The organism is Bacillus sp. F56 (assembly GCF_001748205.1).
Taxonomy (GTDB): Bacteria; Bacillota; Bacilli; order Bacillales; family Bacillaceae; genus Bacillus; species Bacillus stercoris.
Window position 1 is genome coordinate 111806 of record NZ_BDFC01000006.1, and the last position, 19084, is coordinate 130889.

At 43.8% G+C, this 19084-nt stretch carries 22 protein-coding genes; 21 read left to right on the forward strand and 1 reads right to left on the reverse strand.

The window, feature by feature from the left end; translation table 11 throughout:
* The first annotated feature begins 319 nt into the window (after window positions 1-319).
* The 8 genes from BFW96_RS08940 to ypjB all read left to right on the forward strand — a co-directional run bounded on the left by BFW96_RS08940 (window position 320) and on the right by ypjB (window position 6394).
* Window positions 320-1591: a tetratricopeptide repeat protein gene (locus BFW96_RS08940; protein WP_069839228.1), complete on the forward strand. Its 1272-nt coding sequence runs from the start codon at window positions 320-322 to the stop codon at window positions 1589-1591.
* Between the two features lie 71 nt (window positions 1592-1662).
* Window positions 1663-2202, forward strand: a complete 540-nt coding sequence (locus tag BFW96_RS08945) for a ReoY family proteolytic degradation factor (RefSeq protein ID WP_014664397.1) — start codon at window positions 1663-1665, stop codon at window positions 2200-2202.
* A 54-nt stretch (window positions 2203-2256) separates the two neighbouring features.
* Window positions 2257-2703, forward strand: coding sequence for a YpiF family protein (locus tag BFW96_RS08950; protein WP_069839229.1), 447 nt, complete (start codon window positions 2257-2259; stop codon window positions 2701-2703).
* A gap of 142 nt (window positions 2704-2845) precedes the next feature.
* Window positions 2846-3349: a Rieske (2Fe-2S) protein gene (locus BFW96_RS08955; RefSeq protein WP_004398062.1), complete on the forward strand. Its 504-nt coding sequence runs from the start codon at window positions 2846-2848 to the stop codon at window positions 3347-3349.
* Window position 3350: 1 nt separating this feature from the next.
* Complete coding sequence (qcrB, locus tag BFW96_RS08960) at window positions 3351-4025, forward strand: menaquinol-cytochrome c reductase cytochrome b subunit (protein ID WP_003225560.1); 675 nt, start codon at window positions 3351-3353, stop codon at window positions 4023-4025.
* Window positions 4026-4059: 34 nt separating this feature from the next.
* Complete coding sequence (locus BFW96_RS08965; RefSeq protein WP_014664395.1) at window positions 4060-4827, forward strand: menaquinol-cytochrome c reductase cytochrome b/c subunit; 768 nt, start codon at window positions 4060-4062, stop codon at window positions 4825-4827.
* Between the two features lie 110 nt (window positions 4828-4937).
* Window positions 4938-5531, forward strand: coding sequence for a lipoprotein heptaprenylglyceryl N-acetyltransferase LhaT (gene lhaT, locus BFW96_RS08970; RefSeq protein ID WP_069839230.1), 594 nt, complete (start codon window positions 4938-4940; stop codon window positions 5529-5531).
* A gap of 68 nt (window positions 5532-5599) precedes the next feature.
* Entirely contained in the window at window positions 5600-6394 is a 795-nt protein-coding gene (gene ypjB, locus BFW96_RS08975) for a sporulation protein YpjB (protein WP_069839231.1), read from the forward strand.
* A 41-nt stretch (window positions 6395-6435) separates the two neighbouring features.
* On the opposite strand, the gene BFW96_RS08980 is transcribed toward ypjB, so the two are convergent.
* Complete coding sequence (locus BFW96_RS08980; RefSeq protein WP_003230635.1) at window positions 6436-7308, reverse strand: YitT family protein; 873 nt, start codon at window positions 7306-7308, stop codon at window positions 6436-6438.
* 140 nt (window positions 7309-7448) lie between these two features.
* Here BFW96_RS08980 and BFW96_RS08985 point away from each other — a divergent pair, with 140 nt between their 5' ends.
* The 13 genes from BFW96_RS08985 (at window position 7449) to tseB (ending at window position 19076) form a co-directional block, all read left to right on the forward strand.
* Complete coding sequence (locus BFW96_RS08985; RefSeq protein WP_014664392.1) at window positions 7449-7784, forward strand: nucleotide pyrophosphohydrolase; 336 nt, start codon at window positions 7449-7451, stop codon at window positions 7782-7784.
* Window positions 7785-7795: 11 nt separating this feature from the next.
* Window positions 7796-8599: a 4-hydroxy-tetrahydrodipicolinate reductase gene (gene dapB, locus BFW96_RS08990; protein WP_014664391.1), complete on the forward strand. Its 804-nt coding sequence runs from the start codon at window positions 7796-7798 to the stop codon at window positions 8597-8599.
* Between the two features lie 15 nt (window positions 8600-8614).
* Window positions 8615-9028, forward strand: coding sequence for a methylglyoxal synthase (mgsA, locus tag BFW96_RS08995; RefSeq protein WP_014664390.1), 414 nt, complete (start codon window positions 8615-8617; stop codon window positions 9026-9028).
* Window positions 9021-9731 carry a bacillithiol biosynthesis deacetylase BshB1 gene (gene bshB1, locus BFW96_RS09000; protein WP_069839232.1) on the forward strand — a complete coding sequence of 237 codons (711 nt, stop codon included), beginning with the start codon at window positions 9021-9023 and terminating at the stop codon, window positions 9729-9731. The genes mgsA and bshB1 overlap by 8 nt, the downstream gene beginning before the upstream one ends.
* The gene (gene bshA / locus BFW96_RS09005; protein ID WP_069839233.1) at window positions 9728-10861 is read left to right on the forward strand and encodes an N-acetyl-alpha-D-glucosaminyl L-malate synthase BshA; all 1134 of its coding nucleotides are present in this window, start codon (window positions 9728-9730) and stop codon (window positions 10859-10861) included. The genes bshB1 and bshA overlap by 4 nt, the downstream gene beginning before the upstream one ends.
* Window positions 10862-10865: 4 nt before the next feature.
* The gene (locus BFW96_RS09010; protein ID WP_069839234.1) at window positions 10866-12059 is read left to right on the forward strand and encodes a CCA tRNA nucleotidyltransferase; all 1194 of its coding nucleotides are present in this window, start codon (window positions 10866-10868) and stop codon (window positions 12057-12059) included.
* Window positions 12044-13021 carry a biotin--[acetyl-CoA-carboxylase] ligase gene (locus BFW96_RS09015; protein WP_069839235.1) on the forward strand — a complete coding sequence of 326 codons (978 nt, stop codon included), beginning with the start codon at window positions 12044-12046 and terminating at the stop codon, window positions 13019-13021. Before BFW96_RS09010 ends, BFW96_RS09015 begins: the two co-directional genes overlap by 16 nt.
* 245 nt (window positions 13022-13266) lie before the next feature.
* Window positions 13267-14100, forward strand: coding sequence for a 3-methyl-2-oxobutanoate hydroxymethyltransferase (gene panB / locus BFW96_RS09020; RefSeq protein WP_014664385.1), 834 nt, complete (start codon window positions 13267-13269; stop codon window positions 14098-14100).
* Window position 14101: 1 nt separating this feature from the next.
* Window positions 14102-14962: a pantoate--beta-alanine ligase gene (gene panC / locus BFW96_RS09025; RefSeq protein WP_069839236.1), complete on the forward strand. Its 861-nt coding sequence runs from the start codon at window positions 14102-14104 to the stop codon at window positions 14960-14962.
* A gap of 1 nt (window position 14963) precedes the next feature.
* On the forward strand, window positions 14964-15347 hold the full coding sequence (panD, locus tag BFW96_RS09030; protein ID WP_014664383.1) for an aspartate 1-decarboxylase: 384 nt from the start codon (window positions 14964-14966) through the stop codon (window positions 15345-15347).
* Window positions 15348-15472: 125 nt separating this feature from the next.
* Complete coding sequence (dinG, locus tag BFW96_RS09035; RefSeq protein ID WP_069839237.1) at window positions 15473-18268, forward strand: ATP-dependent DNA helicase DinG; 2796 nt, start codon at window positions 15473-15475, stop codon at window positions 18266-18268.
* Between the two features lie 143 nt (window positions 18269-18411).
* On the forward strand, window positions 18412-18582 hold the full coding sequence (locus BFW96_RS09040; RefSeq protein WP_003225588.1) for a YpmA family protein: 171 nt from the start codon (window positions 18412-18414) through the stop codon (window positions 18580-18582).
* Between the two features lie 8 nt (window positions 18583-18590).
* Window positions 18591-19076 (forward strand): cell wall elongation/penicillin-binding protein regulator TseB, encoded by a 486-nt coding sequence (gene tseB, locus BFW96_RS09045; RefSeq protein WP_014664381.1) that lies wholly within the window; start codon window positions 18591-18593, stop codon window positions 19074-19076.
* The last annotated feature ends 8 nt before the right edge of the window (window positions 19077-19084 follow it).

The window sequence follows — 19084 nt, forward strand, 5'->3', positions numbered from 1 at the left end:
GACTGGAAGAATCATAATTCGAGGCAAAAAAACATAGCTTGTCTTATAGAGAGGAAAGAAAAACGAAAAGGGGGGATGCGCTTTACTGACAAGCCGGCAGGTCAAAGAGCTGCTTTACTGTACAGAGGGCGATCTTCCTTTTTTTCATTTTCTATCTCAAGATCTTTTGGTAAACTAATAAGACTCAATAATTCCCTTCCGTACAGCAAGCATCTTATTTGCCGGGGGCATTCGTCTGAATTATGATAAGATTAACCCGAACAAATAAAGCTTTTTTGTATGGTTGATGTTGTATAGGAAAAGAAAGGACCGGTCCGATTTGAATACATTAATTCAAGAAGCCATAAAATTAGTTGAAGCAGGTGAAACAGAAAAAGGTCTCAATACGCTCTCGAAAGCCGAAAAACAGCTGCATGATGAAGATAAAGCGATTGCAGCCCAGCTTTATTACGAGTGGGGCGATGTAGAAAAAGCCATTTCACTGATTAGTGATTTACATGATTTATACCCAAATGAAACAGAACTGACGAATTTCTACGCTGAACTTTTAATAGATATTGACGAAGAAGAAAAAGCTCTTGCTGTGCTGGAGACTATTCCGGAAACAGATCCATCATATCCGGAAAGTTTGCTGCTTATGGCGGATCTTTATCAGATGCAGGGATTATTCGAAGTCAGTGAACAAAAGCTTTTACAGGCAAAGTTCATTCTGGCCAATGAACCCGTTATTGATTTTGCACTGGGGGAACTTTACTTTACTCAGGGAGCCTATGCAAAAGCGGTTCAATATTTTAAAACAACGGCTGAGGAGAAGAATGAGATCGGAGGCGTTAATGTCCATCAAAGACTGGCAGAATCGTTAAGTGCCTCAGGTGAATTTGAGGATGCCATTCCATGGTACGAGAAAGCTGTTGATGAGAGTCCTGATCCTAATACGATTTTCGGCTATGGGTTTACAGCCTTACAGGCGGGGCTTGTAAAAACGGCTATTAAGCAGCTGTCTGATTTAAAGGAGCTTGATCCATCTTATTCTTCACTATATATGCCGCTCTCAAAAAGCTATGAAGCTGAAGGAATGTATGAAGAGGCATTAAAAACGGCAAAAGAGGGTATCAGATATGATGAATATAACAAAGAACTTTTCCTTTATGCCGCCAAAATGGCCCTGAAAATCGGGAAGTCAGAAGAGGGGAAAAAGCTGCTTCAGGAGGCGCTTGCGCTTGATCCGGGATTCGTCGAAGCGCTTCATACACTTCTTGCCGTGTATCATAAAGAAGAGGATTATGAACAGATCATTGATCTTATTCAAGAGGTTCGCAGCTACGGTGAAGAAGATCCGAAATACAATTGGTATCTTGCAAGCGCATATACTGAATTAGAGCAATACGAGGAAGCAAAACAATCCTTTGAGGCTGCCTATCTTCATTACCGGGAGGATAGAGATTTCTTATATGAATACGCAAGCTTCCTATTAGAAGAAGGCCTTCAAAAAGAAGCGCTGCCGCTTTTGAAAAAGGTTCTTGAAATGGACGGAGCCAATGAAGAGCTGGAAGAAACGATTTTGCGAATCGAGGATGAATTTTCGAGATAAGCAGGAATATTAACCGTTCATGTGGAACATATAAGTATATAGATTATACGAACGATAGAGGAGGGAATTACATGCAGACCCCTGTTTCTGTCAATGAGAAAAAGGATTTTATCCGTTGGTTTTTAAACCATTATCAGTTAAAGCGCCGAGAGTGCGTTTGGATCTTGAACTACTTAATGAGCCATGATTCTCTCATGGAAAAGGTTCATTTTGTGGAGCAGGCTGAATTTTGCCCGAGAGGCATTATAATGTCAACACATTGTGTTGAAGAAGTTCCGTTTCGGTTCTATAAAGAGAATGTCATGACTACCGACGCGGAAAAATCTTTTCATGATATTAGATTAAATAAACAGCAGGATTTGTTTATCCAGCTTAATTTCCGTTCGGCCTACAGCTCACCTGAGTATGCGGCGGTGCTGGAGTCCAATCCGCATATGCCGAAAGATCTTTTTGAGAATAAAAAAGACCAGGGGTTGGCGGAACAGATTTTGGAGCACGCCATTTCCACCTTCCAAAGAGAAAAATTATTAAAAGACATTGACGACGCGTTAGATCGTCATGATAAAGAAGCATTTGAACAATTATCGCGCCAATTGAATCAGCTCACATAATATGACCAGCCTTGCAGCGTATTGCAAGGCTTGTTGCCGTAAAGGGGGAGAACAATGAGGTGGAGAATCACTGATGCCAAGGACTATTTACAAGCTAAGGATTACATTGATACCGCTGTTATTCCATTAATTAACATAAAGGTGGATAACCATTTTAAAATGGCGGCGGAGAAAGGCGAGTTTACACAGCTTCTCTCAGAGGAATTGGAAAGGCAGTTAAAGGGACGGGTATATTTACTGCCTCCTTATACATATGTTGATAGAAATGACATAACCGTTCAAGGGCTTAAGGATTTGCGGGAAGAGCTGCTAACGGAATTTTCGCATGTTGTCCTGCTCACATCTGACGAAAATTGGAGAACTGAGGATACGTTAGGCAAAATGATTGTAACACCGTCTGTTCCATTAGAGCATTTAAATGACTCTTTAAAAAGAAAAATATTGGATGAACGCACTGCTGAAATTTTGAACGTTTTGTTACAGTTATGGAGCACTTCATAAAAACACTTACATTTCCTCATAAACAATATTTTGGCTATATTGACCTTGCTGAGAGATTCATATATTATGAGGGTGTCTAGAGTTATTGCAATATTTTCTATTTTAGTCAGTTTGCAGGGGTGACCTAGAGGGGGGAGAAGAGATGGGCGGAAAACATGATATATCCAGACGTCAATTTTTGAATTATACGCTCACAGGCGTAGGAGGTTTTATGGCGGCTAGTATGCTCATGCCTATGGTTCGCTTTGCACTCGACCCGGTATTAAAATCGACAGGGAAGCAGGACATGGTTCAGGTTGTCAGCGTTGATGAGTTGACAAAAGAGCCGCAGCGCTTTGATTTCAAAATTAATCAAGTCGATGCCTGGTATGAGTCCGAAGAGTCAAGATCAGCCTGGGTCTTCAAAAACGGGGATGAAATTGTAGCACTTTCGCCAATTTGTAAACATTTAGGGTGTACGGTGAACTGGAATAGTGATCCTAAAAACCCGAATAAATTCTTTTGTCCATGCCATTACGGACTCTATGAAAAGGACGGCACCAATGTCCCTGGCACGCCGCCGCTTTCGCCTCTTGATCATTACGAGCAAGAAGTAAAAGACGGCTTCCTGTATCTTGGAAAAGCAAAGCCTAAGGGGGAAGGGTGACATGCTGAACAAAATTTATGACTGGGTAGATGAGCGGCTTGATATTACACCGATGTGGAGGGATATTGCCGATCACGAAGTACCGGAACATGTGAATCCCGCCCATCATTTCTCTGCGTTTGTGTATTGCTTTGGGGGACTGACGTTTTTTGTAACCGTTATCCAAGTATTATCTGGAATGTTTTTAACGATGTATTATGTGCCTGATATCAAAAATGCCTGGGAATCGGTATATTATTTGCAAAATGAAGTGGCTTTCGGCCAGATTGTCAGGGGGATGCACCATTGGGGTGCGAGCTTGGTCATTGTGATGATGTTTTTACATACGCTGAGGGTCTTTTTCCAAGGTGCGTACAAAAAGCCGCGCGAGCTGAACTGGATTGTCGGTGTGCTGATCTTTTTTGTCATGCTCGGTCTTGGTTTTACAGGCTACTTGCTTCCTTGGGATATGAAGGCACTGTTTGCAACAAAAGTCGGGCTGCAGATCGCCGAAGCCACACCTTTGATCGGGACGCAAGTTAAAACGCTCCTTGCAGGGCATCCGGATATTGTAGGCGCCCAAACGCTGACTAGATTTTTTGCGATCCATGTATTCTTTCTTCCTGCCGCATTGTTCGGGCTGATGGCAGCACATTTTATTATGATCCGGAAGCAGGGGATTTCAGGACCGCTTTAAACTCTTGATCTGCGAATAAAAGGGAGGGAATGACATGCACCGGGGCAAAGGGATGAAATTTGTAGGCGACTCAAGGATACCGGCTGAAAAAAAGCCGAATATACCGAAGGATTATTCGGAGTATCCCGGTAAAACAGAGGCTTTCTGGCCAAATTTCTTGTTAAAGGAATGGATGGTTGGAGCTGTCTTTCTCATCGGTTTTCTTGTTTTGACGATTGTGCATCAGCCGCCTTTAGAGCGGATGGCTGACCCGACTGATACTGGTTATATTCCGCTGCCGGATTGGTATTTTCTTTTCTTATACCAGCTGTTGAAGTATGAATACGCCGCCGGAAGCTTTACAGTGGTCGGCGCCATGATTATGCCAGGTCTCGCTTTTGGAGCCCTGCTTTTGGCTCCATTCTTAGACAGAGGGGCAGAAAGAAGGCCGTGGAAGCGTCCGGTCGCTGTCGGTATGATGCTTCTGGCCATTTCCGCAGCTGTATTTTTGACGTGGCAGTCAGTGGCTACTCATGACTGGGCCAAGGCAGAGGAACAGGGGAAAATCACAAAAGAGGCCGACATTGACACCAATACAGAAGGATATAAGATTTTTAAGGAACAAGGCTGTATTTCTTGCCATGGGGATAACCTTCAGGGAGGAGCGGCTGGACCTTCATTGGTTGACAGCGGGCTGAAACCGGAAGAAATCAAAAAGATCGCAGTAGAAGGGAAAGGCAAAATGCCGGCGGGTGTGTTCAAAGGAAATGATAAGCAGCTCGAAGAACTTGCGAAATTTATTTCTGAAACAACCGCAAAATAACGTATTGTGAATTGTCAAATGGAAGGATATACTTTTATTATCAAAAGCTGACCCGGCGTCAGCTTTTTTATATGGACACATTATTTTTACAGACTGAGAGTTGATTTGATGTGAAATGGTTTCAATATGTATTAGGACAGCGGCCGATGCTTATTCTTGTCTTAGCCATTAATTTTCTGGGAACGGTTTACGGCTACTATTGGTACTTGCCGCAGCTCCTAGAGACACCGGCCCGTTTCCTGGTTTTTGTTCCAGATAGTCCGACAGCAACGTTTTTCTTTCTGTTTGTGCTGCTTGCCTTTATCATGAAACGGAATGCTCCGCTCTTTGAAGCGCTTGCGCTAGTTACTCTCGTAAAGTATGGCCTATGGGCGGTCGCTATGAATTTTCTTGTGCTTGCAGTAACTGGTGACTTGCCTTGGGAGGGCTACATGCTAATTGCTTCGCATTTTGCAATGGCAGTGCAAGGCGTATTATACAGTCCGTATTTTCGTTTTTCATTTTGGCATCTTTCAATTGCTGCAGTCTGGACACTGCATAACGATGTCATTGACTACTTGTTTAATATGATGCCGCAGTACTCTATGCTTTCTAATTATATGACTGAAATAGGGTACGGAACATTTTGGCTAAGCATCTTTTCAATCGGGCTTGCTTACTTCCTTGTGATCTCGAAAAAGCAAACGAAGCTTGAGCTGATGTGAAGACAATGTTGGTCTATCCTTGTCCCTTTCTTCATATTCTGTAAGGAGAGAGAGTGGGAGGGACCTGCATGAAACGAAAGCTGACGATCTGTTTGTTGATTGCTCTTATTTTTTATAATGGAAATGCCAAGGCTGCAGAGCGGGGAAGCCTCGAGGAATTGAATGATTTATCCGATACGGTCTTTCAAATGACCCGTCAGTCGAAATATGAAGAGGCGCTGCAAGTCCTGGGTTATTTTGAGAAAACATTAAAATCCGCTGAGAAAAAACAGCAAGATTCCATGCTAACAGGAGCCCAAATCCGTCAAATCACACTGGGCTATAATGATATGGTTCGAAATTTAAAGCAGGCTGATACCTCAGACACGCAAAAACTCAGAGCAGCCGCGCAGTTCAGAATGCTGATGGATGCGGTTGACAACCGGTCTGACCCGCTTTGGGGTTCACTGGAAAAACCGATTATGGAAGCCTTTACTGAGCTGAAGCGAGATGTCCAAAAGAATGAAAGCACTAGCTTCCATGAAAAATGGAATGAATTTATCAGTTTATATGATTTGATTTACCCAAGTCTTACAATCGATGTATCAGAGGAAAAGCTGGAAACAGTCGGAAAACATATAGATGTTATTGAACAAGGGGAATTTCAACAAATGACAGAGAGCACGAAGCTTGAACGGCTTTCCCTTCTTCAGCATGACTTGAAAAATTTGTTTGACAGGGCGGAGGAGGATGATGCCGATCCGTCTTTACTGTGGGTGATGATTACAACCGGCAGTATCATCATTACAGCTCTCACCTATGTCGGCTACAGAAAGTACAAGGCGGAAAAAAACAAGCTGAAAAAACGGGACTACCCTAAATAAGGATGAGGGGCGGCGGTCAGCCGCCTTTTTTCTATTACATGTCAGCGTGGAAGCGGATTTTTATTTTCATCAAGCGTAAATCCTTCTCCGAGCACATCGTGGACATCGCTTACGGCTACAAAGGCATGAGGGTCAATGGAGTTAATCACGCTTTTCAGCATCACCAATTCGTTTTTCGGCACCACACAATAAAGTACATCTATATCCTCTTTTGTGTAGGAACCTTGTCCTTTCAAAATGGTGACACCCCGTTCCATTTCTTCAAGGATCTTTTTCTGAATCAGGTCGTTTTTCGAAGAGATGATCGTAGCGCCTTTAGCAGCGTATCCGCCTTCCTGAATAAAATCGATTAATCTTGCCGCTACAAATACAGCTACCAGCGTATACATCGCTTCTTTATAGGAGAGATAAGTAAGCAAAGACAAAATGATGACGCAGGCATCGAAAGCAAACATCGTTCTGCCCATCGGGATTCCAAAATACTTATTCACTAAACGTGCGATGATATCAACGCCGCCTGTCGTACCGCCGAACTTGAAAATAATTCCCAGTCCGGCTCCAATGAATACGCCGGCAAATAAAGCGGCGAGCGCTAAGTCGTGCTGAAGGGGCATATGGATTTCATATCGCTGAAAGATGCTGAGGAACAAAGACAAGGCCACAGTGCCGACAAGGGTATAAACAAACATTGTCCTGCCGAGCAAACGCCAGCCAATAAAAAAAATCGGAATGTTTAACACCAGGTTCGAGATAGAGGGGCTGATGTGGAAAAGAGCATAAAGCAAAAGTGTAATACCTGTAAAACCGCCCTCAGCCAGATTGTTCTGCATATTGAAATGAACCAAGCCAAATGAAAAAATTGCCGCTCCGATTAAAATGAAAAATATGTTTTTTAATCTAATTTCTCCAAGCATCACACAAAACCCCTTTTCCTTCCATTAGATAGCGTTTATATTATAGTGGATGAAAAAGAAAACAGCAAACGTGCTTAAACATTTGTCAAACGTATCTGAATTAGCTAACATGTAAGAGGATGATAGGAGGTTTCGTTTCAGTGAGTGATAAAACAATGAAAGACATACAGGCTGAAGTAGACCGTTACATCGGCCAGTTTAAAGAAGGATATTTCAGCCCGCTAGCCATGGTGGCAAGGCTGACTGAAGAACTGGGCGAGCTTGCCAGAGAAGTCAATCACCGCTACGGAGAAAAACCAAAAAAAGCGACTGAAGACGATAAAAGCATGGAAGAGGAAATGGGCGATGTGCTATTTGTATTGGTTTGTTTAGCCAACTCTCTTGATATCTCTTTAGAGGAAGCCCACGACCGAGTCATGCATAAATTTAATACAAGAGATAAAGATCGCTGGACCAGAAAAGAAGAAGGAAAGTAGAGGAGATCAAGATGTCAAACGAAACAATTAAAGTAGTCATTGCAGGGCCGCGTGGAAGAATGGGGCAGGAAGCTGTTAAATTGGCAGAACGAACACCTCATTTTGACCTTGTCGGTGCTATAGACCATACATACGATCAGCAAAAATTATCTGATGTGATGCCTGTTGAGTCAGATGCTTTAATTTACACAGATATCCATGCCTGCTTTACAGAAACACAACCTGATGTCTTGATTGATTTAACAACGCCTGAAATCGGAAAAGTACATACAAAAATCGCATTAGAGCACGGCGTCCGTCCAGTTGTCGGAACAACCGGTTTCTCAGAAGCTGATTTAAAAGAGCTCACGTCCTTAACAGAAGAAAAGGGGATCGGAGCCATCATTGCTCCAAACTTTGCGCTGGGCGCGGTGCTGATGATGAAATTTTCAAAAATGGCTGCCAACTATTTTGAAGATGTAGAGATTATTGAGCTTCATCATGACCAGAAGCTTGACGCACCAAGCGGAACTGCGCTTAAAACAGCGGAAATGATTTCAGAAGTCCGTAAAGAAAAGCAGCAAGGACATCCAGATGAAAAAGAAATTCTCCCAGGAGCTAGAGGAGCGGAGCAAAACGGTATTCGCTTGCACAGCGTCCGTCTTCCGGGGCTGATCGCACATCAAGAGGTCATGTTTGGCATGGATGGCCAAACGCTTCAGATCCGACACGATTCTTATAATCGCGCTTCTTTCATGTCAGGTGTTAAGCTGTCAGTCGAACAAGTCATGAAGATTGATCAGCTTGTGTACGGACTAGAAAATATCATTGATTAGACGGGGGGAGAAACGATGAAAATTGCTTTAATCGCGCATGACAAGAAAAAACAGGATATGGTTCAATTTACGACTGCCTATCGGGATATTTTGAAGCATCATGATCTGTACGCGACCGGAACCACAGGGTTGAAAATTCAAGAGGCGACAGGCCTTCAAATTGAACGTTTTCAATCCGGTCCTCTAGGGGGAGACCAGCAAATCGGAGCACTGATCGCAGCTAATGCACTCGATCTTGTCATTTTTTTGCGCGACCCGCTGACCGCGCAGCCGCATGAACCGGATGTCTCGGCATTAATCCGGTTGTGTGATGTGTATTCCATTCCGCTCGCCACAAATATGGGTACTGCGGAAATTCTTGTCCGGACACTTGATGAAGGTGTTTTCGAATTCCGCGACCTTCTTCGGGGAGAAGAGCCGAATGTATAATGCTGACGTTCTTGCTTTCGGCGCCCACAGTGATGATGTCGAGATCGGAATGGGCGGCACAATAGCGAAGTTTGTCAAACAGGGAAAAAAAGTAATGATATGCGATTTGACAGAAGCGGAACTCTCTTCTAACGGTACGGTCAGTTTGCGTAAAGAAGAAGCAGCTGAAGCAGCACGCATATTAGGCGCAGATAAAAGAATTCAGCTGACGCTTCCGGACCGCGGCCTAATGATGAGCGATCAGGCAATTCGGTCGATTGTTACAGTGATCAGAACCAACCGGCCAAAAGCGGTTTTTATGCCGTATAAAAAGGATCGCCATCCGGATCACGGCAATGCGGCTGCACTGGTGGAAGAAGCGATTTTTTCCGCTGGAATCCATAAATATAAAGACGAAAAAAGCCTTCCGGCGCATAAAGTCAGCAAGGTTTACTATTATATGATAAATGGTTTTCATCAGCCGGATTTTGTCATTGATATCTCGGATACAATAGAGGCAAAAAAACAAAGCCTCAATGCCTATAAAAGCCAGTTTATCCCGTCAAAGGATTCAGTTTCTACTCCACTGACGAATGGTTATATCGAAATCGTCGAAGCGAGAGAAAAGCTTTACGGTAAAGAAGCGGGCGTGGAGTATGCCGAAGGTTTCTTTTCCAAACGGATGCTGATGCTAGATCATGATGTTCTTGGGGGCGAACAATGAAAAAACTAAAAATAGGGATCACATGCTATCCGAGCGTCGGAGGCTCAGGTATCATTGCGACAGAACTGGGGAAGCAGCTTGCTGAAAAGGGACATGAAATCCATTTCATCACATCAAGCATTCCGTTTAGACTGAATACATATCATCCCAATATTCATTTTCATGAAGTTGAGGTTAATCAATATGCTGTTTTCAAGTATCCTCCGTATGATTTGACATTGGCAAGCAAAATCGCTGAGGTGGCGGAGCGGGAGAATTTAGACATTATCCATGCTCACTATGCTCTCCCGCATGCTGTTTGCGCCTATCTTGCAAAACAGATGCTGAAACGCAATATCGGCATCGTCACAACTTTGCACGGCACGGATATCACGGTATTAGGTTATGACCCGTCTCTAAAAGATCTGATCCGTTTTGCCATCGAGTCATCAGACAGGGTAACTGCCGTCTCTTCAGCGCTTGCAGCTGAAACATATGATTTAATTAAACCGGAGAAAAAAATCGAAACGATTTATAACTTTATAGACGAGCGCGTGTATCTGAAGAAAAACACAACAACAATTAAAGAGAAACATGGAATCTTACCAGATGAAAAAGTCGTCATCCATGTGTCCAACTTCAGAAAGGTCAAACGCGTGCAGGATGTCATTCGTGTGTTCCGTAATATCGCCGGTAAAACGAAAGCGAAGCTGCTTTTAGTCGGAGACGGTCCGGAAAAATCGACAGCCTGCGAGCTTATCAGAAAATATGGCTTGGAAGACCAAGTCTTAATGCTTGGTAATCAAGACCGTGTTGAAGAACTTTATTCTATTAGCGATTTGAAGCTGCTGCTGTCTGAAAAAGAAAGTTTTGGCCTTGTCCTTTTGGAAGCGATGGCTTGCGGGGTGCCTTGTATCGGAACGAACATTGGCGGTATCCCGGAGGTTATTAAAAACAATGTGAGCGGATTTTTGGTGGATGTCGGTGATGTTGCAGGCGCAACAGCCCGCGCGATGAGCATTTTAGAAGATGAACAGCTAAGCAGTCGTTTTACAAAGGCGGCAATAGAGATGCTTGAAAATGAATTTTCCTCCAAGAAAATTGTCAGCCAGTATGAACAGATTTATGCCGATTTAGCAGAACCGGAGTGATCACATGGAAAAAGTTTTTATCAAAGCACTTCCCGTGCTCCGCACCTTAATCGAAGCGGGCCATCAGGCTTATTTTGTCGGGGGCGCAGTTCGTGACAGTTATATGAAACGAACGATCGGAGATGTTGATATAGCGACAGATGCGGCACCTGATCAAGTAGAACGGCTGTTTCAGCGGACTGTTGATGTAGGCAAAGAGCACGGGACCATCATTGTGCTCTGGGAAGATGAAACCTATGAAGTCACGACATTCCGGACTGAATCTGATTATGTGGATTACAGAAGACCTTCAGAAGTGCAATTTATCTCATCATTAGAAGAGGATTTAAAACGCAGAGATTTGACGATCAATGCGATGGCCATGACAGCCGACGGGAAGGTGCTTGATTATTTTGGCGGCAGGAATGATATTGATCAGAAAGTGATTCGAACCGTTGGAAAGCCCGAGGACAGATTTCAAGAAGATGCGCTTCGTATGCTGAGAGCCGTACGCTTTATGAGCCAGCTTGGCTTTACGCTTTCGCCAGAAACAGAAAAAGCCATTTCGATAGAAAAATCTCTCCTCTCCCATGTTTCATTCGAACGAAAAACAATAGAGTTCGAGAAATTGCTGCAGGGAAGAGCTTCCCGCCAGGCGCTTCAAACGCTTATTCAAACGAGGCTGTATGAAGAGCTGCCTGGTTTGTATCATAAACGAGAAAACCTGATTTCAGCGAGTGAGTTTCCATTCTTCTCTTTAACATCACGTGAGGAGCTTTGGGCAGCTCTTTTAATTGACCTCGACATCGTCTTGAAAGACGCGCCTCTTTTCCTGAAAGCCTGGAAGCTCCCGGGAAAAGTGATGAAGGAAGCCATTCACATTGCCGATACGGTTGGCCAGAGCCTTGACGCAATGTCAATGTACAGAGCTGGGGAAAAATCACTGCTCTCAGCGGCCAGAATATCGCAGCTGCGGCAAAACAAAACACTGGATGAAAAAAAACTGAAGGACATTCAATACGCTTATCAAAACCTGCCGATCAAAAGCCTTAAGGATCTTGATCTCACGGGTAAGGATTTGCTTGCGCTTCGAAACCGGCCGGCCGGAAAATGGGTGTCGGAAGAATTACAGAGGATCGAGCAGGCTGTTGTGACAGGAAAGCTCTCCAATCAAAAGAAACACATAGAGGAGTGGCTGAAGACATGCGGTCAACATTAAGAAAAGACCTTATTGAATTATTTGCTCAGGCCGGCAAAGAATTTATTTCCGGCCAAAAAATCAGTGATGCACTCGGCTGTTCTAGAACTGCTGTATGGAAGCATATTGAAGAGCTTCGAAAAGAGGGCTATGAAGTAGAAGCCGTAAGAAGAAAAGGATATCGGCTCATCAAAAAGCCCGGGAAACTCAGTGAAAGCGAAATTCGCTTTGGATTAAAAACGGAAATGATGGGGCAGCACCTTATTTATCATGACGTTCTTTCAAGCACGCAAAAATCGGCTCATGAGCTTGCGAATAATAATGCACCGGAAGGCACCCTCGTGGTGGCTGACAAACAAACAGCCGGAAGGGGCCGAATGTCTAGGGTATGGCATTCTCAAGAAGGGAACGGCATTTGGATGAGCCTGATTTTGCGTCCAGATATCCCGCTCCAAAAAACACCCCAGCTCACACTGCTTGCTGCAGTAGCTGTTGTGCAGGGAATAGAAGAGGCAGCAGGCATCCAAACGGATATTAAATGGCCTAATGATATTTTAATTAACGGAAAAAAAACAGTTGGCATCCTAACAGAAATGCAGGCTGAAGAAGACCGCGTACGTTCAGTGATCATTGGAATCGGCATTAACGTTAACCAGCAGCCCGATGATTTTCCAGATGAATTGAAGGACATCGCGACAAGCCTCAGCCAAGCCGCTGGAGAAAAAGTCGATCGGGCTGGCGTCATCCAGCAAATTTTACTTTGCTTTGAGAAACGGTACCGGGATTATATGACACACGGATTTACGCCGATTAAGCTTTTATGGGAAAGCTATGCGCTCGGAATTGGCGCTAATATGAGAGCCAGAACGTTAAACGGAACCTTTTACGGGAAGGCGTTAGGTATAGATGATGAAGGCGTTCTGCTTTTAGAAACGAATGAAGGCATGAAAAAAATCTATTCTGCCGATATTGAATTGGGCTAATGTGTTGGTACAAGCCCGTTGATTTTGGTATACTTCCATTGGGCAGTATCGCCTGCGAACTGCACCTATTATTAAAATAGATAGACATTGCAGCAGTCTGCCTTGATCCAAAAAAGGACTGGGACAGAGGGATGAAACTCGCCGAACTTTAGAAAGTGAAGGATCCTTCTCGTTGTAACGGAAGGTTTTTTGGCTTGCAGAAGAAAACGGCAGCTCATCTCCTCTAAACATGAGGAGGAGAAAACATGAAAACAAAACTGGATTTTCTAAAAATGAAGGAGTCTGAAGAACCGATCGTCATGCTGACCGCTTATGATTATCCGGCAGCTAAGCTTGCTGAACAAGCGGGAGTTGATATGATTTTAGTCGGTGATTCACTCGGAATGGTCGTTCTCGGCCTTGATTCAACTGTCGGTGTGACAGTAGCGGACATGATTCATCATACAAAAGCCGTTAAAAGGGGAGCGCCGAATACCTTTATTGTGACAGATATGCCGTTTATGTCTTATCATCTTTCCAAGGAAGATACGCTGAAAAATGCAGCGGCTATCGTTCAGGAAAGCGGAGCAGATGCACTAAAGCTTGAAGGCGGAGAAGGCGTATTTGAATCCATTCGCGCATTGACGCTTGGAGGCATTCCAGTAGTCAGTCACTTAGGTTTAACTCCGCAGTCAGTCGGCGTATTGGGCGGATATAAAGTACAGGGCAAAGATGAACAAAGCGCCAAAAAATTAATAGAAGATAGTATAAAATGCGAAGAGGCAGGAGCTATGATGCTTGTGCTGGAATGTGTACCGGCGGAGCTCACAGCCAAAATTGCCGAGACGCTAAGCATCCCGGTCATCGGAATCGGGGCTGGTGTGAAAGCGGACGGACAAGTTCTCGTTTATCATGATATAATCGGCCACGGTGTTGAGAGAACACCTAAATTCGTAAAGCAATATACGCGCATTGACGAAACCATCGAAACAGCAATCAGCGGATATGTTCAGGATGTACGACATCGTGCTTTCCCTGAACAAAAGCATTCCTTTCAAATGAACCAGACAGTTCTGAACGGCTTGTACGGGGGAAAATAAGATGAGACAGATTACTGATATTTCACAGCTGAAAGAAGCGATAAAACAATACCAATCAGAGGGCAGGTCAATCGGATTTGTTCCGACGATGGGGTTTCTGCATGAGGGGCATTTAACCTTAGCAGACAAAGCTAGACAAGAAAACGACACTGTTATTATGAGTATTTTTGTCAATCCTGCACAATTCGGCCCTAATGAAGATTTTGAAGCATATCCACGCGATATTGAGCGGGATGCAGCTCTTGCGGAAAACGCGGGAGTCGATATTCTTTTTACGCCGGATGCTCATGATATGTATCCCGGTGAAAAGAATGTCACGATTCATGTAGAAAGACGCACAGACGTGTTATGCGGGCGCTCAAGAGAGGGACATTTTGACGGTGTTGCGATCGTACTGACGAAGCTGTTCAATCTTGTTCAGCCGACCCGTGCCTATTTCGGTTTAAAGGATGCGCAGCAGGTAGCTGTTGTTGATGGCTTAATCAGCGACTTTTTCATGGATATTGAATTGGTTGCTGTCGATACGGTGAGAGAGGAAGACGGCTTAGCCAAAAGCTCCCGCAATGTATATTTAACAGCTGAGGAAAGAAAGGAAGCGCCTAAGCTGTATCGGGCCCTGCAAACCAGTGCGGAGCTGATCCAAGCCGGTGAAAGAGACCCGGAAGCGGTGATAAAAGCTGCAAAAGAAATCATTGAAACGACAAGCGGAGCGATAGATTATATAGAACTTTATTCCTATCCGGAACTCGTACCTGTGAATGAAATTGCCGGAAAGATGATTCTCGCTGTTGCAGTTGCTTTTTCAAAAGCGCGTTTAATAGATAATATCATTATTGATATTCGAGAAATGGAGAGAATATAATATGTATCGAACAATGATGAGCGGCAAGCTTCACAGGGCAACTGTTACGGAAGCAAACCTGAACTATGTGGGAAGCATTACAATTGATGAAGATCTCATTGATGCGGTGGGAATGCTTCCTAATGAAAAAGTGCAAATTGTGAATAATAATAATGGAGCACGTCTTGAAACGTATATTATTCCTGGTAAACGGGGAAGCGGCGTCATATGCTTAAACGGTGCAGCCGCACGCCTTGTACAGGAAGGAGATAAGGTTATTATTATTTCCTACAAAATGATGTCTGATCAAGAAGCGGAAAGCCACGAGCCAAAAGTGGCTGTTCTCAATGATCAAAACAAAATTGAACAAATGCTGGGGAACGAACCAGCCCGTACAATTTTGTAGAAGAAAAGCCCCCTTTATCGGGGGTTTTCTTTTAAGATTTTGAGAGTAAAACGGTTTTGCCGCTCCATTTCCGTACAAAACGTGTTACACTTTTGTCGTATGCAAGAATTGAGGTGTCCATTTTAATGAATAAGCAACGGTTCGTTGTAATAGACGTAGAGACAACAGGGAATTCGCCGAAGAAAGGCGATAAAATCATACAAATCGCAGCGGTTGTAATTGAAAATGGACAAATTACTGAGCGGTTTTCAAAATACATTAATCCAAATAAACCAATCCCTGCTTTTATTGAGCAGCTTACTGGGATCTCTAGTCAAATGGTAGAGAATGAACAGCCATTTGAAGCAGTCGCTGAAGAAGTCTTCCAATTGCTTGAGGGCGCTTATTTTGTCGCTCACAATATTCATTTTGACCTTGGATTTGTCAAGTATGAGCTGCATAAGGCGGGGTTTCAGCTCCCAGATTGTGAAGTGCTGGATACTGTCGAACTTTCACGGATTGTTTTTCCGGGATTGGAAGGGTATAAGCTGACGGAATTAAGCGAAGAGCTTCAGCTGCGGCATGATCAGCCGCACCGGGCTGACAGCGATGCTGAAGTGACAGGGCTTATTTTTTTGGAAATCCTTGAAAAGCTGCGGCAGCTTCCTTATCCGACATTAAAGCAGTTAAGAAGGCTTTCGCAGCATTTCATCAGTGATCTGACGCATTTGTTGGATATGTTCATTAATGAAAACAGACAAACCGAGATACCGGGCTATACACGCTTTTCTTCCTTTTCTGTCAGAGAACCTGAATCGATCGATGTTCGTATGAATGAGGACGGGAACTTTTCATTTGAGATCGAACGATGGGAAGCGGAAAATGAAAAAGCGCTGTCAGAGTTAATGCCCGGGTATGAAAAAAGAGACGGCCAAATGATGATGATGAAAGAGGTGGCTGAAGCGTTTGCCAATCGTGAGCATGCGCTGATTGAAGCTCCTCCGGGAATCGGAAAAACGATTGGCTATCTTATTCCGGCTGCGCTTTTTGCCAAGAAATCAAAAAAGCCGGTCATTATCAGCACGTATTCGACGCTTTTACAGCAGCAGATTCTAACAAAGGATTTGCCGATTGTCCAAGAACTGTTTCCATTTACGGTAACAGCGGCGATTTTAAAAGGGCAATCGCATTATTTATGCCTGTATAAATTCGAGCAGGTGCTTCATGAAGAAGATGATAATTATGATGCGGTACTGACAAAGGCACAGCTTCTCGTTTGGCTGACAGAGACAAATACAGGGGATGTAGCGGAACTGAATTTGCCTTCAGGCGGAAAGTTGCTGTGGGACAGATTGGCTTATGACGATGACTCCTATAAAAGAAGCCGCAATGAGCATGTGACCGGCTTTTACGAGCGGGCCAAACAGATCGCTATGCGTTCCGATTTGGTGATCACCAATCATTCCCTTTTGCTGACCGATGAAGGCAGCCAGAAAAAAAGGCTCCCCGAAAGCGGCACATTTATTATTGATGAAGCACATCACTTTGAACGAGCGGCAAGTGAACATTTAGGAAAAAGAGCCACGTACATAGAATTGCATACGAAATTGAGCAGAATCGGCACTCTGAAGGAGCAGGGACTTCTAAAAAAAATGAGACAGCTATTCCAGCGAAACAGCCTGCCGGTTGATTCATTTTTCGAATTGGAAGAGTGGCTTCAGCACATTCAAGCAGAAAGTGATGCTTTCTTCAGCTCTGTTCATTCTTTTGTCAAACGAAGAAAACCTAAAGAGGACTTAAACCGTCTAGTTTTTAAGGTGAACAAAGAAAGCCAGGATAAAAGCTGGTCGATCTTAACGGATGGTGCGGAGAGGCTTTGTTCCATGCTGACACACCTGCAGCAGCTTTTTGAGGCACAGTCGTCCCTGATAGAAAAACATCTGAAGGGTATGAAGAGCAAAACTGTCTTTTTGGCCGATGAATACCAAAGAAGCATGAAAGGCTTGCAGCATTACTGTCAGACGTTGCAGAAGCTGTTCTTTGGGTGCGATGACGATGAAGCGGTTTGGATTGAAATAGATGCTAAAGGTGCGAAAAATGCAGTGGCCATTTACGCACAGCCCCTTGAACCGGGGGAACTACTGGCTGATTCGTTTTTCGCGCGCAAAAATAGTGTGGTGCTAACGTCTGCAACCCTTACAGTCGAAGGCTCTTTTCAATTTATGATTGAACGACTGGGACTGAGTGACTTTTTCCCGCGGACAATGAGAATTGAGTCGCCCTTTTCTTATGATGAGCGTATGCAGGTGATGATTCCAAAGGAAATGAAGTCAATTCAGGATACAGGGCAAACTGAATTTATCCAGGATACGGCTCGTTATATCGAACTGATGGCAAAGGAAAAACAGCCCAAAATCCTTGTGCTGTTTACATCCCATGAGATGCTGAAAAAGGTCCATCAGGAGCTTAAGCATATCATGAGTGCTTCCGGCATTCAGCTCTTGGCACAAGGGATTACAGGCGGAAGTCCCGGCAAACTGATGAAAACTTTTAAAACATCCAATCAGGCGATCCTGCTTGGAACAAATCATTTTTGGGAAGGCGTTGATTTCCCTGGTGATGAGCTGACAACAGTAATGATCGTGAGGCTCCCATTCCGATCCCCAGATCACCCGCTTCATGCTGCAAAATGTGAGCTTGCCCGCAAAAAAGGAAAGAATCCATTTCAAACAGTGTCATTACCGGAGGCTGTACTGACCTTCAGGCAAGGGGTCGGACGCTTGCTGCGTACTGCGGGAGACAAAGGAACGATTATGATATTGGACAGACGGATTAAAACCGCTGGATACGGCCGGCTGTTTCTTGATGCCTTGCCGACAACCTCAGTATTCGAAATGACTGACAGCGAGCTTGAAGCTTATGTTGCAGGGAAAAATAAATAAAAGCCGCATAAAGCGGCTTTTGCGGTGTGGGAGTAGGATGATGTTTTATTTAAAAGCGGTTATTCCCGCTCTGTGATACTAGTATGGCGTGTCCTGAAATGGAGTATGACTAACAATATTTGTTCAAACTGGAGGATGAAAAAATGGAAAGTAAAATCGAGATTCTTTCAACAATTAATGTAGAGCATTCTGATGATCTGTATAAAATTGTGGACACACTGAATCGGACACTGAAAAGAGACAATCTGATGTTCGGTCTTGCACTTGATGAAGAAAACAAAAACCAAGCCGTTTTTACCATTTATCGTACGTAGGTGAGAAGATGAGAAAAAAAGCATTAATATTTACCGTCATTTTTGGTATTATTTTTTTAGCAGTACTTCTTGTCTCGGCAAGCATTTATAAATCAGCCATGGCACAAAAGGAAGAGGGGCACGAAGCAGCAGCTGCTGAAGCTAAAAAAGAAACCGATCTCGCCAATGTTGATCAAGTCGAAACATTTGTCGGAAAAGAAAAATATTATGTTGTCAAGGGTACGGATAAAAAAGGCACTGCCTTATATGTCTGGGTTCCTGCTAATAAAAAAGCAAAAATTCTCTCAAAAGAAGCAAAAGAGGGAATCTCGGAAGACAAAGCGGCGAAAATCATACAGGATGAAGGGCTGGTTTCAAAACAAAAAGAGGTTCATCTGGCAAGAGAAGGTAACGTTCTGCTATGGGAAGTGACGTACTTAGACAAAGAAGGGCAATACAGTTTAAGTTATGTGGACTTTACAACTGGAAAGATTCTTAAAAATATCACGCCTTAAGACGAATT